This window comes from Variovorax sp. P4_B10, assembly GCF_056402375.1.
Map to the genome: position 1 here is coordinate 1 of NZ_JBFUHN010000121.1, position 14,398 is coordinate 14,398.

General features: G+C 65.0%; 17 protein-coding genes. 8 read left to right on the plus strand and 9 right to left on the minus strand.

The window, feature by feature from the left end:
- On the plus strand, positions 1 to 725 hold a 725-nt coding region (locus tag AC1DXX_RS31315), incomplete at its 5' end, for a TRAP transporter substrate-binding protein (protein ID WP_478138099.1).
- Positions 726 to 813: 88 nt separating this feature from the next.
- Positions 814 to 3,009 (plus strand): putative bifunctional diguanylate cyclase/phosphodiesterase, encoded by a 2,196-nt coding sequence (locus AC1DXX_RS31320; RefSeq protein WP_478138100.1) that lies wholly within the window; start codon positions 814 to 816, stop codon positions 3,007 to 3,009.
- Between the two features lie 26 nt (positions 3,010 to 3,035).
- Here the strand turns inward: AC1DXX_RS31320 and AC1DXX_RS31325 are convergent, their stop codons facing one another.
- On the minus strand, positions 3,036 to 3,191 hold the full coding sequence (locus AC1DXX_RS31325; RefSeq protein WP_478138101.1) for a hypothetical protein: 156 nt from the start codon (positions 3,189 to 3,191) through the stop codon (positions 3,036 to 3,038).
- A 135-nt stretch (positions 3,192 to 3,326) separates the two neighbouring features.
- Between AC1DXX_RS31325 and AC1DXX_RS31330 the strand changes: the two genes are divergently transcribed.
- Both AC1DXX_RS31330 and AC1DXX_RS31335 read left to right on the plus strand, forming a co-directional pair.
- Entirely contained in the window at positions 3,327 to 3,926 is a 600-nt protein-coding gene (locus AC1DXX_RS31330; protein ID WP_478138114.1) for a TetR/AcrR family transcriptional regulator, read from the plus strand.
- 115 nt (positions 3,927 to 4,041) lie between these two features.
- On the plus strand, positions 4,042 to 5,043 hold the full coding sequence (locus AC1DXX_RS31335; RefSeq protein ID WP_478138115.1) for an NADP-dependent oxidoreductase: 1,002 nt from the start codon (positions 4,042 to 4,044) through the stop codon (positions 5,041 to 5,043).
- Positions 5,044 to 5,079: 36 nt separating this feature from the next.
- Here the strand turns inward: AC1DXX_RS31335 and AC1DXX_RS31340 are convergent, their stop codons facing one another.
- Both AC1DXX_RS31340 and AC1DXX_RS31345 read right to left on the minus strand, forming a co-directional pair.
- Entirely contained in the window at positions 5,080 to 5,502 is a 423-nt protein-coding gene (locus AC1DXX_RS31340; protein WP_478138102.1) for a universal stress protein, read from the minus strand.
- Positions 5,503 to 5,552: 50 nt separating this feature from the next.
- Positions 5,553 to 6,137: a hemerythrin domain-containing protein gene (locus AC1DXX_RS31345; protein ID WP_478138103.1), complete on the minus strand. Its 585-nt coding sequence runs from the start codon at positions 6,135 to 6,137 to the stop codon at positions 5,553 to 5,555.
- Positions 6,138 to 6,296: 159 nt separating this feature from the next.
- Between AC1DXX_RS31345 and AC1DXX_RS31350 the strand changes: the two genes are divergently transcribed.
- The gene (locus AC1DXX_RS31350) at positions 6,297 to 6,803 is read left to right on the plus strand and encodes a universal stress protein (protein WP_478138104.1); all 507 of its coding nucleotides are present in this window, start codon (positions 6,297 to 6,299) and stop codon (positions 6,801 to 6,803) included.
- Between the two features lie 9 nt (positions 6,804 to 6,812).
- On the opposite strand, the gene AC1DXX_RS31355 is transcribed toward AC1DXX_RS31350, so the two are convergent.
- The 3 genes from AC1DXX_RS31355 to AC1DXX_RS31365 form a co-directional block, all read right to left on the minus strand.
- A complete protein-coding gene (locus AC1DXX_RS31355) occupies positions 6,813 to 7,028 on the minus strand; it encodes a hypothetical protein (protein ID WP_478138105.1) in 216 nt (71 codons plus the stop codon).
- A 99-nt stretch (positions 7,029 to 7,127) separates the two neighbouring features.
- The gene (locus AC1DXX_RS31360) at positions 7,128 to 7,511 is read right to left on the minus strand and encodes an RT0821/Lpp0805 family surface protein (RefSeq protein WP_478138106.1); all 384 of its coding nucleotides are present in this window, start codon (positions 7,509 to 7,511) and stop codon (positions 7,128 to 7,130) included.
- Positions 7,512 to 7,535: 24 nt separating this feature from the next.
- Complete coding sequence (locus tag AC1DXX_RS31365) at positions 7,536 to 8,720, minus strand: DesA family fatty acid desaturase (protein WP_478138107.1); 1,185 nt, start codon at positions 8,718 to 8,720, stop codon at positions 7,536 to 7,538.
- A 194-nt stretch (positions 8,721 to 8,914) separates the two neighbouring features.
- Here AC1DXX_RS31365 and AC1DXX_RS31370 point away from each other — a divergent pair, with 194 nt between their 5' ends.
- Positions 8,915 to 9,178, plus strand: coding sequence for a BON domain-containing protein (locus AC1DXX_RS31370; RefSeq protein ID WP_478138108.1), 264 nt, complete (start codon positions 8,915 to 8,917; stop codon positions 9,176 to 9,178).
- A 52-nt stretch (positions 9,179 to 9,230) separates the two neighbouring features.
- On the opposite strand, the gene AC1DXX_RS31375 is transcribed toward AC1DXX_RS31370, so the two are convergent.
- Positions 9,231 to 9,671 carry a hypothetical protein gene (locus AC1DXX_RS31375; protein WP_478138109.1) on the minus strand — a complete coding sequence of 147 codons (441 nt, stop codon included), beginning with the start codon at positions 9,669 to 9,671 and terminating at the stop codon, positions 9,231 to 9,233.
- A gap of 59 nt (positions 9,672 to 9,730) precedes the next feature.
- On the minus strand, positions 9,731 to 10,465 hold the full coding sequence (locus AC1DXX_RS31380; protein ID WP_478138110.1) for a Crp/Fnr family transcriptional regulator: 735 nt from the start codon (positions 10,463 to 10,465) through the stop codon (positions 9,731 to 9,733).
- Positions 10,466 to 10,769: 304 nt separating this feature from the next.
- Between AC1DXX_RS31380 and AC1DXX_RS31385 the strand changes: the two genes are divergently transcribed.
- Complete coding sequence (locus AC1DXX_RS31385; RefSeq protein WP_478138111.1) at positions 10,770 to 11,801, plus strand: zinc-dependent alcohol dehydrogenase; 1,032 nt, start codon at positions 10,770 to 10,772, stop codon at positions 11,799 to 11,801.
- A gap of 37 nt (positions 11,802 to 11,838) precedes the next feature.
- Positions 11,839 to 13,419, plus strand: coding sequence for an oleate hydratase (locus AC1DXX_RS31390; RefSeq protein ID WP_478138112.1), 1,581 nt, complete (start codon positions 11,839 to 11,841; stop codon positions 13,417 to 13,419).
- A gap of 11 nt (positions 13,420 to 13,430) precedes the next feature.
- On the opposite strand, the gene AC1DXX_RS31395 is transcribed toward AC1DXX_RS31390, so the two are convergent.
- Positions 13,431 to 14,132: a sulfite exporter TauE/SafE family protein gene (locus AC1DXX_RS31395; protein WP_478138113.1), complete on the minus strand. Its 702-nt coding sequence runs from the start codon at positions 14,130 to 14,132 to the stop codon at positions 13,431 to 13,433.
- Between the last annotated feature and the right edge of the window lie 266 nt (positions 14,133 to 14,398).

Below are 14,398 nucleotides of genomic sequence, written 5' to 3' on the forward strand. Positions count from 1 at the left end.
CGTTGAACTACCTCATCAAGTACGAAAAAACGTTCTCTGTCGTCGTCCTCCCGTATCTCTTCGACAGCTATGAGCACGCGCATCGCGTGCTCGACGGCCCCGCGATGAATTGGTTCGCCCCGCTTGCCGAGAAGCAGGGCTTCATCATCTTGTCCAACTGGGAATGGGGATTCCGGAACCTCACCAACAACAAGCGCCCGGTCAACGTGCCCGAAGACGTGCGAGGCCTCAAGGTGCGCGTCCCGCCTGTCGCCGAACTCGAGGCAACCATGGAGGCGCTGGGGGCCGAGGTGAGCAAGGTCGGCTTCAAGGAACTTCACAAGGCGCTGTCGCAGGGAATGGTCGACGGCCAGGAGAACCCGATCAATGTCATCTACTACAACCGGCTGTACGAGGTCCAGAAGCACCTCGCATTGACCCGTCATGTCTACTACAACACGCTCCACCTCATGAGCGTCAAGAGCTGGGCGAAACTCACACCGGCGCAGCAAGCGATCCTGCGTGAAGAGAGCAAGGCGGCAGGTGACGGCATGCGCAAGAAGATCATCGCCGAAGAGGAAGAGCTGATCGCAAAAATGGTCGCCGCCGGGGTGAAAGTCACACGGCCCGATCCCGGCCCGTTCCGCGCGATGACAGAGCCGGCCCGCGAGGAAATCAAGCGCTTTGCCGGCGAAGAGAACGTGCGGACGTTCTTGAAGATGGTCGACGCAGAACGAAAAAAGTGACGCACCTCGCCAACAACGACTTGAACGCGGGTTGCAACAAGTGAGTCATTTCTCGAAAAGATCCTCGTGGCGGCAAAGAGCGCGCAGCTTGCGGGTCGAGATCGTGCTCGGATTCGGCATCGTCATCGCGCTGATGCTCGCATTGGGTGTTGCCTTCTATCTCAGCGAACGACGTTCCGCGCTCGCCATCGACAAGCTGCTGAACAGCGACAACAGGATGGCCGACCTGAGTCTGCGCAGTTCGCTGGCGATGTACAAGGCACGCGATGCCGAAAACGAATTCATGCTGTCCGTGGATCGGCTGGGCGTGGCGGAGGCGAGCGCGCGTTCCCTGTCGCCGATGCAAAACCATCTGCTGGACATGCGGGAGTACCTCGCCAGCCTTCGAATCCTCTCGACCGATCCGCAATTTCGAGAACAGGTCCATCGAATCGAGACCCAGATCAAGCAGTACGAAGACGGATTTCTCGCGTTCATCGCGCTGCATGGCACGGAAGGCCATTTCGACGCCGTGCGCAAGATTCGCGAAGACCGCGCCAACGCGGCAATTGCCATCGAGTCCTCGATGGAAGAGCTGCACACCACGGCGAGCAAACACGCCCTTCAGACACGAAACGACGTCGAACGCGCAGCCAGTTTCTCACGATGGACCGCGATTGCCATGGTCGCCATGGCCACCATTCTGGGCGCCGTGGTCGCACGAATCGTCTCGCAACGCATCGCCGGCGCCGTCACGCAACTGATCGCCTTTTCTCAACGCGTTGCCTCGGGAGATTTCAGCGCACGCGCAGAGCAAGGCCGCGCAGATGAGCTCGGCATCCTGGYGGGCGCCATGAACCGGATGGCCGAGTCCATCGAGAATTCCCATGTACTGCTGGAGAGCAGTGCCGACACCTTGAAGCATCAGGCAACCCACGATGCGCTGACCGGACTGCCGAACCGCGGGTTGCTGGGGGATCGCCTCCAGCAGGCCGTGTCGTATGCGGACAGGTACGGTCGACTGGTGACGGTGGTGTTCATCGGCCTCGATGGCTTCAAGCTGATCAACGACAGCCTTGGGCACAAAGCCGGGGACGAATTGCTGAAGATCATGGCCGAGCGCATGCGTCACCGCGCGCGCAGCGTCGACACGGTCGTGCGATTGGGCGGCGACGAATTCGCGATCGTGCTGTTCGACCAACCGGGAGATGGGGTGGCGATCATCCCGACCTTGCAAGGACTCCTCGAGGCCATCGCGCAGCCGGTCCAGATCGGTGGCCAGAAGGTCGAGATCACGGGCAGCCTGGGCCTGGCCACCTTTCCTGCAGACGGGACCGACGCCGACACCTTGCTCATGAATGCCGACGCCGCGATGCACCGGGCCAAGGAGTCGGGGCGCAACAACTACCAGTTCTATGCCTCCGAGATGAACGGCAAGGTCCGCGACAAACTCGCAATGCACGACGGATTGCGCAATGCCATCGCACGGGGCGAGTTCCATCTCGTGTACCAGCCCCAAGTGGAGATGGGATCCGGGCATGTTGTCGGCGTAGAGGCATTGATCCGTTGGCAGCACCCGGAGCGTGGCCTGATATCTCCGGCGCAATTCGTTCCACTGGCGGAAGAAACCGGCCTCATCGTTCCCATCGGCGAATGGGCGCTGCGCACTGCCTGCTTTCAGAACAAAGCCTGGCAGGACGCCGGCCTGCCCGCCTTCAGCGTTTCGGTCAATGTTTCCGCGCGGCAGTTCAGAGAGCGAACCCTGGTTGAACGCGTGGCCCGGGCGCTGGAGGAAAGCGGGCTTGACGCCCGATTTCTCGAACTGGAATTGACCGAAAGTCTGATCATGCAGGACCTCGAGAGAGGTCTCGTATCGATGCAGGCCTTGCAAGCGATGGGCGTGCAGCTCTCCATCGACGATTTCGGGACCGGCTACTCGAGCCTGAGCGCGCTCAAGCGCTTCCCTATTGCCCGGCTGAAGATCGACCAGGCTTTCGTGCGCGACATTCCCGACGACGAAGAGGACAAGGCGATCGTCAAGGCCATCATTTCCCTGGGGCACGAGCTCAATCTCAAGGTCATCGCCGAAGGCGTCGAGACCGAGCAACAGCTGGAATTTCTGCGTGCCAACGGTTGCGACGAAATGCAGGGCTATCACTTCAGCTGTCCCGTGTCGCCCACCGAACTCGAAGCCCTGTTCGAGGTGCGTCCTGGCAGTGCAAAACCGACCGGCAAAGCCCGCGCTGCGTCTGCCGGTCCCCCCGCGCTACAACAGCCTGCGGCCGCTGAAGAACGCAAAGCCTGAGTGCCTGGCTGTGCGTCGACGGGCGTTCATCGTGGATCTTTCGCGGTGGAGGACATCGACGCCAGGCTCCTCTCCTCGGGGCGGTTTTCGTTCAAACCGGCAAGCACGAGAATGACCGTCGCCAGCAGCGTTGCCATGCTGAAAGCCAGGAGTTGCAAGGTTCCGTTCAACGTGATGTTCATGGCGGCTGCGCCTCCGGGTTGGTCGTGAGTTCGTCGCGCCGAGAAGGAATCCCCGATCGCGCGCCGCCATTCTTGGGCAGGAAGTTCCGAGCCTCCTTGCGCTGGATCAATCCCAAGGGCTTTGCGAAATTATGTATGATGTACATCATGCGAAACTCGAAACACAACGTCAGAGCGGCGGCCAAGGAAGCCTCGCACGAGCGCATCGTGTCCGTCGCTGCGCGGGCAATCCGTCGCAGCGGCTACGGCGGTACCGGGGTCGCCGACATCATGAAGGAGGCCGGCCTGACCCATGGCGCCTTCTACGCCCACTTCACGTCGCGCGAGGCCATGCTGGCCGAAGCGGCGGGTCGGGCGTGCGCGGAGTCGGCCGCCGTGGCGGCAGGCGTCGTTGCCAGCGTGCCCTCCGAGCAGGCCTTGGCGTCCATGCTTCGCACCTATCTCTCGCGCGAGCACCTGGAACAGGTGGAGATGGGGTGTCCCCTGGCCGCGCTGGGCTCGGAGACGCCGCGCCAGGCGCCCGAAGTCCGCCGGGTGACCACCCGGCACGTCAAGGAAATGATCGATCTGGTCGCCCGTCAGTCGCCTGACTGGGGGCAGCCCGCTGCCCACGAGCGGGCACTCGTGACCGTCGCCACCATGGTGGGCACGTTGCTGCTGGCCCGCGCGGTCGACGAACCCGCGCTGTCGGACAGCCTGTGCGAGGCCGCGCTGAAGCACCTGGCCCCCGCCTGAATCCACGGAAACACGCCACCCTTTTATTTGCCTGAATATATTACGGTCATCATGCGAAATGCGCTTAACGGCCTTCAAGGAGAAACATCATGAACACGACAAACAAGGAAGAACCATGAAAGCATTTGTTCTCGATCGATACGGCAAGAAAGGTGTGCTGCGGCCGGCAGATGTGCCGACGCCGGAATTGCGCGATGACGAGGTCCTGGTCCAGGTCCATGCCGCCGGCGTGAACCTGCTGGACGCCAAGATCAGGGATGGTGAGTTCAAGCTCATCCTGCCCTATCGCCTGCCCCTCGTCCTGGGCCACGACGTGGCAGGCGTCGTGGTCAAGGTTGGACCCCGCGTGCAGCAGTTCAGGCTGGGCGACGAGGTCTGTGCGCGGGCGGATGATTTCCGGATCGGCACGTTCGCCGAATTCGTTCCCGTCAAGGAGGCATCGCTTGCGCTCAAGCCCAAGGGTCTCACGATGGAAGAAGCCGCTTCCATCCCCCTGGTGGCCCTGACGGCCTGGCAGGCGCTGATAGCGAAGGCCGACCTGAAGAAGGGGCAGAAGGTCTTCATCCAGGCGGGCTCCGGTGGCGTAGGCTCCTTTGCCATCCAGTTGGCCAAGTACCTGGGCGCAACCGTTGCCACGACCACGAGCACGGCCAATGTCGCGTTCGTGAAGAGCCTGGGCGCCGACGTCGTCATCGACTACAAGACGCAGGACTTCGAGGATGTCTTGCGCGACTACGACGTGGTCCTGAACAGCCAGGACGGCAAGACACTCGAGAAATCCCTGCGCGTGCTCAAGCGCGGCGGAAAGCTCATCACCATCTCCGGACCGCCCGATCCCGAATTCGGCAAGGAAATCGGGGCACCCGGGTTCGTGAAACTGGTCATGCGGCTGCTGAGCTCGGGCATCAGACGCAAGGCAAAGCGCCGCGGGGTCGGCTTCTCGTTCCTCTTCATGAGGGCGAACGGCAGCCAGCTGCGCGAGATCACCCGTCTCTTCGATGCCGGCGTCATCCATCCGGTGATGGACCGGGTGTTCCCGTTCGAATCGACCAATGAAGCCCTGGCCTACGTCGAAGCAGGCCGCGCAAAGGGCAAGGTCGTCATCAAGGTCAAGTGAGCTTGTTCACCCTGCGGCGCCACCCGAGCCGGAAGTTCAGCGCACCAGCAAGACCGGCACGGTGCAGCCCGCCAGCACCTTGTTGGCGACCGACCCCAGCACCAGGTTCGCCAGGGTGCCATGGCCTCGCGATCCCATGATCAGAAGATCGAACTGCCCCTTCTGCGCAAATGACGAGATCTCCTCCGCAGGATGGCCGATCCTGTGCTCGAAGCGTGCCTCGATGCCGTGCTCGGCCAGCAAGGAGCGGACGGGCTCGAGCACCGTCCGGGCGTCGTCCTCGTAGTACCCGTGCACAATGTCCGGCCCCGCAAAGGCCGCTGCACGGTGCGGCACGGGCAGCACGGCGTGGAAGACCGTGAAGGCGTGGCCCGCCTTCGACCACTCCTTGTGCGCGATCAGGTAGGACAGCATGCGATTCGTGTAATCGCTGCCATCGACGGCAAGCAGGATTTTCATGATGGTTCCTTAGACAGGGTTAGACAGAGACATTCCGCGGGACCCTGCCGCTACAGGGCGGGGCCGAGGCCAAGGGGTGCCGGCACCGCGTTCACGATGCGGGTGAACAGCGCGTTGTATTCGTGGTCCGGCGTGTGCCCCGTCAGCGGATCGCGGTTCAGGGAAAACGCCTCGTCGAGCTCGCGCCAGTCCGCATCGGAGAGCACGCGTTCGGCCAGAGGAAGAATCTCCCGCTCTTCCATGGCCATGTGGTCGAGGTAGAAATCGACGTACTGCCCCACCAGTCTCTCGAAATCCTCTCGCCGCGACTCCCCAAGCATTTCGAACGCGAGCAAGGCGTGCTCGACGTTGCGGATCTTGCGTTCGCCCTTGGCGTGGTCGCTGTCGAGCTTGTCCATCAGTTCGCGCGAAATCGGCGTCCTGGCGCGTAGCTTGGGAAACAGCAGGTCGGTCTCCTTGCGGTGGTGCCGCTTCTCGGGAAACTCGTCCACATAGAACAGCATGGCCCGCAGCGTCGTGAAGTCGGGCATCGTGCCCTTGCGGCGGTGCTGCTCGAGCAGCATGACGATGGAGCGCAGCATGGCCGCGAGCGCGGCGTGCTCCTGGCGAATGATCCGGACAGTGGCATGTGTCATGAGAGGCTTTCCTTGCATGCCCCGAGCGTCGCAATTTCCGGGGCGCCGCGGTTTGTTCCAGATCAAGTCCGGTGCATGCGGCTTGATCGATGTCAAAGCGCGGCGCGGCAATGTCCGGATACTGAAGCCACACCCATTCACCACCGCCCGGAGGCATGTATGTACCAGCGAATTCTTGTTCCCATCGACGGCAGCTCGACATCCAGCAAAGGCCTGACCGAAGCCATCCACCTGGCAAAGCTGACCGGAGGCCGGCTTCGTCTGGTCCACGTCATCGACGAGCTCTCGTTCGCGCTCGCCATGGACGCGTATTCGGGCCGCACCGGCGACTGGCTGAAGGAGTTGCGCGCCAACGCCGCCACGCTGCTCGAAGACGCGCGGGCCAAGGCGGGCGAAGAGAACGTCGAGGCCGATGCCGTGCTGCGCGACAGCTTCAAGGGCGCGGTGCACGACCAGGTGATCGCCGAAGCGGCTGCATCGCAAGCCGATCTGATCGTGATCGGCACCCACGGCCGCCGCGGCCTCGGGCGCTGGGTCATGGGCAGCAACGCCGAGCACATCCTGCGGATGTCGCCAGTGCCGGTGTTGCTGGTGCGCGCGCCCGAAACCGCCAGAGCGGAGTCCGAGCACTTCACGCTGCCGGCCGGGACGCTTGCCAGCCAGTAGCGATGCCGGTCAGCCGTCGAGCGGCACGCCGCCGCCGAATCGGCAGATCCATTGGTCTTGCAGTTCCTGCTGGACGGCACCGAAGGAGCGCTGCCAGGCCAACAGCATTTCCCACTGGATGCGCTGTGCCTGCAGCAGGCTTTCATAACCCACGTTTTGCCAATCCACCAGGGATCGAAGGTAGCTGTCGTCGAAGGGAAGTGTCGCGGGGGCATCGTTGGGCATGGCGCTCTCCAAAGGGTGAAATCGTTCGCTCGGAAGCATCGACGCAGGTGACATCCGGGCCGGAGAAACGGCACTCTCCCGGGGACGTACCGGCGCTGTTCATTCACGGATGCGCCAGTTGCCGTCGCTCTGCCGACAGGCACTGCCGTCCACCCGGTCGTTTCGGCCGCCGACCACCGCTTCGACGGTGAAGTCGCGGCAACGCGTGCCGCCCTGTTCGAACGTGTGCCCGGGCGTCACCACGAAGCTGTCGCCGGTGTCGCGATTGCGCCAGGCCGATGGCTGATTGTTCGATGCCGGTTCCAGCGTGCGTGCCACGCGGCGGCGATCGCTGCCATCCAGGGCCCGGGCGGCCACGCTGCCCAGTGCCGCGCTGCCGAACGATCCGACGAGCGTGCCGCCCTGCTCGCGCCCGGGCCCGCTGCTGCAGGCGCCCAGCGCCATGGCGAAGCAGAAGGTTGCGAAGGCCGATACAGGGTTCATGCTCATCCTCGGGACCGCGCAGGTTCACGCATAGGACCGCAGGCGCATCGAGAAATCGGCCAACGGGGCGATACCGCTGGTTTCGGCACGCTGGCACCAGTCCTCCAGTTGCCTGACGAGCTGCTCGCCCGTTGCGGCGGAGCGGCTCCACAACGCGGTCAGTTCGCGGCGCATGGCGTACATCGTATCCAGCGCCTTCGACGCACGCAACGCCAGCGCCAGCTGGGTATGCCGCGCCTCGCCGAGCGCGCGCTCGTCCTTGCCGAGCCAGGGCTTCACGGTCTTCAGCGCGCTCGCGTCCCGCGGGGAAAGATGGCGCAGCCGGCCCATCTCCGCGGCGCAGGTCTTCTTCAGCGAGCGGGTATAGCTCGACAGCACGTCATAGTGATATTTGATGATGGCCTGCACGGTGTCGAGATCGACATCCGGCCGCGGTGCGACGAGCCGCGGCGTCGGCGCGAGGTGCTTCACCTGCGCGAGGCCCAGCGCCTGCAGCACGCGGATGTACAGCCAGCCGATGTCGAACTCGAACCACTTGTTCGACAGCTTGGCCGAGGTCGGAAAGGCATGGTGGTTGTTGTGCAGCTCCTCGCCGCCGATCAGGATGCCGATCGGCGAGATATTGGTGCTGGCGTCCGAGGCGGGCCAGTTGCGGTAGCCCCAGAAGTGGCCGATGCCGTTGACCACGCCGGCCGCCCAGAACGGGATCCACGCGATCTGCGTGAGCAGGATCAGCGCCCCCGGCACGGCCCCGAACAGCACCAGGTCCACCACCCCCATCAGCACGATGCCCAGGAGCTTGTACCTCGAATAGAGCGCGTGCTCGATCCAGTCGTCCGGCGTGCCGTGGCCGTAGCGCGCGATGGTGTCGGGCTGTCGCGCCTCGTGGACGTACAGGAGGACGCCGCCCCACAGCACGCGGTGGATGCCCAGCACCTGCGGACTGTGCGGGTCCTCGGGCGTGTCGCACTTGGCGTGGTGCTTTCGGTGCACCGCGGCCCACTCCTTCGTGACCATGCCGGTCGTGAGCCAGAGCCAGAAGCGAAAGAAATGGCTTGCGAGCGGATGCAACTCCAGCGCACGATGTGCCTGGTGCCGGTGCAGGAAGATGGTGACCGAGGCGATGGTGACATGCGTGAGCGCCAGCGCGACCAGCACGGCGCCCCACCAGGGAAGATCGAAGACGCCGGAGTAAAGCAGGGATTGCATTCGTACCTCGTGAAAAGAGGACGAATTCTGCGGACCGCCGCAGCCCGGGGCCTTGACACAGATCAACGGGCGGTCCGGCCGGGATCACGCACCCGGCCAGTTGATCCAGCGCAACCGGGCCGGTGGTCGGGGTCATTAGAGTGAATGCATCCGTCCAGCCCGGACCGAGTTTGACCCTTAGCGAGAGGATTGCCATGAACCCGGACATCGAACTCAGACATGAGGTTTTTGCCCAGCTGAACTGGGACCCGGCCGTCAATGCCTGCGACGTCGAGGTGCGCGTCGAGGATGGCGTGGTGACATTGAGCGGCAATGTGGCGAATGCGGCCCAAAGGGAGGCCGCAGAATGCGCGGCGCGCCGCGCCGAAGGCCTGACGACCCTGGTGAACATGCTCACGATTCGGGCGGCGGAGGATCTCCCGGGACGCGCCGCGTCGCCGGACTTTCATTCGGCCTGATCTTCGAGAGCCTTCGTGCGCGGCGAGCACACGGTTTGTTGCATCCGGCCCGTCAGCGCGCCTTCTTTCCGGCCGGCGCGGCCAATGCAGCACTCAATGTGCGCAAGGCGCCCTGGACCTGAATGCGCCTGGGCACCGCGTCGCCGGAGGGGCCGGCCACCGGAACGGGTACTGCCTTGGCGTCCTGCGAAGTCGTGCTGCCGGTGCCGGGCGATGCGGTACGGCAGGCCGGCCAGAGGGCGAATGCCGAGGCAGCCTGGTAGCCCGCCGAGCGCCAGAACGCATCCGTCTGCGCTGCGGCCAGCGCCTGCAAGTCCTCGGCTTGCATCACCGCATGCGCTTCGGAGCGGGTTTGCGCGATGCCGTCCTGCAGCGCGTGCGATCCGAGGCTCAGGCACTGCACGCCGCTCAGCTGCAGCATCTCGAGCGTGTGCAGCCAGATGCTCCATTGCGCCTTGCAGAGCGCCAGGGGAAACGTGAAATCGGTACGCATGGGGTGTCCTTCGGGGCGGGTGTTGCAGACACCGATCTGGAGCGCGGGCACGACTGGAACTACTGGAGCATCGCGGGTGTCGGCGCCAGGCAGCGCTGCACGAAGGCCGACAGCGCGCCCACGTCGGGAATCTGCACGTCGCGCCGCCCCTTCGTGGCAAAGCCGATGACCTTGTCGCGTGCCAGCCTGGAGAGCGCGCGGCTCACGCTCTCGAGCGTCATGCCCAGATAGTTGCCTATCTCCGCGCGCGTCATGCGCAGCGTGATCTCGTCGGTGCGCATGCCGCGGTCGGCCAGCGACTCGGCCCAGTAGCGCAGGAAGTCGGCCACACGGGCATCGGCCGGCAGCGTGCAGACGGACATCAGCGAGTCCCGGTCATGCGCGATCTCGCGGCTCATGGCGGCGTGCAGCACCTGCAGCAAGGCGGGATGCGTGGCGCATGCGGCCAGCAGCGATTCGTAGGAGACGACCCAGATTTCGCCGGTGTCCATGGCCACCGCGTCGCAGGAATAGCGGCTGCCGGCAATGCCGTCGAAGCCGAGCCAGTCGCCGCGGAACTTGAGGCCGACCACCTGTTCGCGCCCGTCCGCCGAGAGATTCACGATCTTGAAGAAGCCGGAGTTCAGGATGTAGAGATTGCCGAAGCGCTCGCCGGCCTGGTAGATCACGTCGCCCGTGTGCACGACACGGCGCTGCGGCTTCAACTGCTCGCCCAGCAGCCTGAGCGTGTTGGAGGTCTGCTGGCCGGTGCGCTCGTGGGGGGCGGTCTTCTCGGGGCTGGCGGTGCTGAGCATGTGGACTCCTCGGTTGTCTGTCGCGTGTCGATGGATCGATGCTAGGAAGCCCCCGACAACGCAATGACAACAGCCGGAATCGGTGCGTAACGCTCGGTGAATGAAGTGTGTCCGGCGTGTATCGCCTGACATTGCGCAACCCTTCTCGCGCCCGCGCTTGATGCAGCGCAATCCGGTCGGGTCCGGCGCTTCCTACAGTGGGTCCGCGGTCGTTGCCATGCCTTCGTGCAAGGCCGGCCTCCCTCCATCCATCCACCCATTGCAAGGAATCTCACATGAAAACCGACAACCGAGCAGGTCCGTCATGCAAATGATGAAAGCCGCCGTGGTCCGGGCCTTCGGACAACCCTTGCAGATCGAGGAAGTGCCGGTGCCCGATGTCCCGCCCGGCCAGGTGCTGGTGAAAGTCGCGGCCTCGGGCGTCTGCCACACCGACCTTCACGCCGCCGATGGCGACTGGCCGGTCAAGCCCGCCCTGCCCTTCATTCCCGGCCACGAAGGCGTGGGCCACGTGGCCGCAGTGGGCGCCGGCGTGAAGCATGTCAAGGAAGGCGACCGCGTGGGCGTGCCGTGGCTGCACACGGCCTGCGGCCACTGCGAACACTGCATCACCGGCTGGGAGACGCTGTGCGACCACCAGCAGATGACCGGCTACACCGTCAACGGCGCCTATGCGGAATACGTGCAGGCCGATCCGGGCTATGTGGGACAGCTGCCGAAAAACGTCGGCTTCACCGAGATCGCGCCGGTGCTCTGCGCGGGCGTCACGGTCTACAAGGGCCTGAAGATGCTCGACTGCAAGGCCGGCGACTGGGTGGCCATCTCGGGCCTGGGCGGCCTGGGCCACCTGGCGGTGCAGTACGCCAAGGCCATGGGCTTCCACGTGGTCGGTGTCGACATCGACGAAGCGAAGCTCGCGATGGCCAGGACGCTGGGTGCCGATCTGGTGGTCAACGCCGCCACGCAGGACCCCGCCCAGGAGATGCAGCGCGCCATGCGGGGCGTGCACGGCGTGCTGGTGACGGCCGTTTCGCGCAGCGCCTTTGCACAGGCGCTGGGCATGCTGCACAAGCGCGGCACCATGTCTCTGGTGGGGCTGCCGCCCGGCGATTTCGCGCTGCCCATCTTCGACGTGGTGCTGAACGCCAAGACCGTGCGCGGCTCCATCGTCGGCACCCGCAAGGACCTGCAGGAAGCGCTCGAATTCGCCGGCGAGGGAAAGGTTCGCACGGTGTGCACCACGGACCGGCTGGACAACATCAACACGGTGCTCGACCGCATGCGCCAGGGACAGATCGAAGGTCGCGTCGTCATGCGCATGACCGACGAGGCCTGAACGTTCCAGGCTTCGTGCGCATTCAAAGGACACATCCATGACCCCCTTCAACCAGGCCTGCATCGTGGGCAGCGGCATCGGCGCGCTGTCGGCCGCGGTGCTGCTGATCCGCGACGCCGGCATGAGCGGTTCGCGCATCCGCATTCTCGAGGAATCGCCGTTGCCCGGCGGTGCGCTCGATGGCGCGGGCGACGCCACCCAGGGCTACGTGACACGCGGCGGACGCATGTTCACCGACGAAACCTACACCTGCCTCTGGAATGTGCTGGAGAGCATTCCATCCCTCGGCGATCCGGCCAGTTCGGTCCGCGAGAAAGTGCGCGAATTCAACACCCAGCTGCGCTCGGACGCCCATGCGCGCCTGATCGACAGGCATCGCCGCGTCATCGACGCGAGCGATCTGGGCTTCAACCTGCAGGACAGGCTCGAACTGATGCGCCTGCTGGCCACGCCCGAACGCGCATTGGGCATCAAGCGCATCGAGGAATGCTTTTCGCCCCACTTCCTCGAGACCAATTTCTGGGCAATGTGGCGCACCACCTTTGCCTTCCAGAACTGGCACAGCGCGGTGGAACTGAAGCGCTACATGCTGCGCTTCCTGCAGGAACTGCCTCGCATCCACACCCTGGGCGGCGTGCGGCGCACCGAGCTCAACCAGTACGACACGATCGTCCGGCCCATGGTGAAGTGGCTGCTCGAGCGGGGCGTGCTCTTCGAATACGGCACGCGCGTGGTYGATGCCGATTTCGCCGGAAGCAGCGCCGACCTGCGGCTGGAAACGCTGCATTGCGTGCGCGACGGCCGGCCCGTGTCGTATCGCTTCGGTGCGGAAGATTGCGCCTTCATCACCATCGGCTCGATGACCGCCGACTCGCGCAACGGCAACGACCATCAGGCACCGGAACTCGTGCGGGACAAGCGCGACGGCGCATGGACGCTGTGGCAGAACATGGCGCGCAAGGCGCCGTGCTTCGGCCGGCCCGAAGCCTTCTGCGACCGGATCGACGAAAGCAAGTGGGAGTCTTTCACGCTCACGATGCGCAGCCCGTTGCTGCTGGAGCGGATCCAGGCGTTCTCCGGCAACCGGCCCGGGACGGGCGGCCTCATGACCTTCAAGGACTCGAGCTGGCTGATGTCGATCGTGGTGCCGCATGCGCCGCATTTCGACGGCCAGCCCCAGGGGGTCTACACGCTCTGGGGGTACGGCCTGCTGCTGGAGACCAGGGGCAACCGTGTCGACGCGACCCTGGCGCAGGCGACCGGACAGGAGATCCTGACGGAACTCATCCACCACCTCGGTTTCGAGGACATCCTCGACGAGGTGCGGCGCACCACGACGGTGGTGCCGGTGATGATGCCGTACATCACCAGCGAGTTCGAATGCCGCCATGTGTCGGACCGCCCGCCGGTCATTCCGGCCGGTGCGAAGAACTTCGCCCTGCTCGGCCAGTACGTCGAGATTCCGGAAGACGTGGTCTTCACGGTCGAGTATTCGGTGCGCGGCGCGATGCTCGGCGTCTACGGGTTGATGGGCCTGGCCGCCGAGGTCCCTCCGATCTACCACGGCATTGCCGATCCGAAGGTGGCCCTGGAGAGCCTGCGGACCTTGGTGGACTGAAGCCGCCCGGTTCAGCGGCACCAGGCCTCGATCTGGCGACCGAGGTCCGACCACAGCGCCTGCAACGCCACGGCCGCCAGCAACACGCCGGCCACGCGCGCCCCCCATGCCTGGCGTGCGCCGCGGCCACTCCACCGCAGTTGCCGCCAGAGCCAGGGCCCCAGCAGCAGCGAGAGGCTGCTTCCGGCGGCGAACAACGTCATCAGCCCTGCGCCCTGCAACGGCCCGTTGCCCAGGCCGGCCAGCATCAAGGCCGAATAGAGCAGCCCGCAAGGCAGCGCGACCCACAGCAAACCGGTTGCGAGCACGCCCAGCCACGTGCCGCCGGCGAGCGGGCGAAGACGCGACTCGAGCAAACGGCCGGCGCGCTGCGCCCACAGCGGCTGTCTGCCCGTGGCGGCCAGCATCGCGCCCCATGCGAAAACGAAGACGTGCAGCAACACCCACAGCGGCCGCAAGGCGGCGACCTGGGTGCTGGCCTGTGCCAGGCTCTCGACGCTGGCGGCCGCGATGGCGCCGGCCATCGCGTAGCTCGCCATGCGCCCCAGGTGGAAAGCGGCCGGCGCCGCGAACACCGGCAGGCCGCCCTGCGCCACCGGCGCGATCGGCACGATCCGCATGACTGCGGCCGAAGCGGCACCGCACATCGCCACGCAATGCGGCCCGCCGGCAAGGCCCATCAGGAACGCGGTGGCGGCGAGTGCGGTCTGCATTTCAGGTTTCCATCACGCTATCGCTTGACCCGCGATACATGAAGACCGGAGTGCTGTTGTTCGGGGTGCGTGCACAGGACACCGGGTACTCCCCTCCGCGAATGTCCCCCGCTTCGCTCCTCCTTTATTTCGCTGCGGGGAGCACCCGGTGCCCTGTGCACGATGGGCGCTGCTCTCGTGCTGGCTGATCAACCGCAGCGCTGAGCGATCACGCCGATGGTGTGCTCTGCGCAGCGAAATAAAGGAGGAGGCATGCGGCCCTAGGC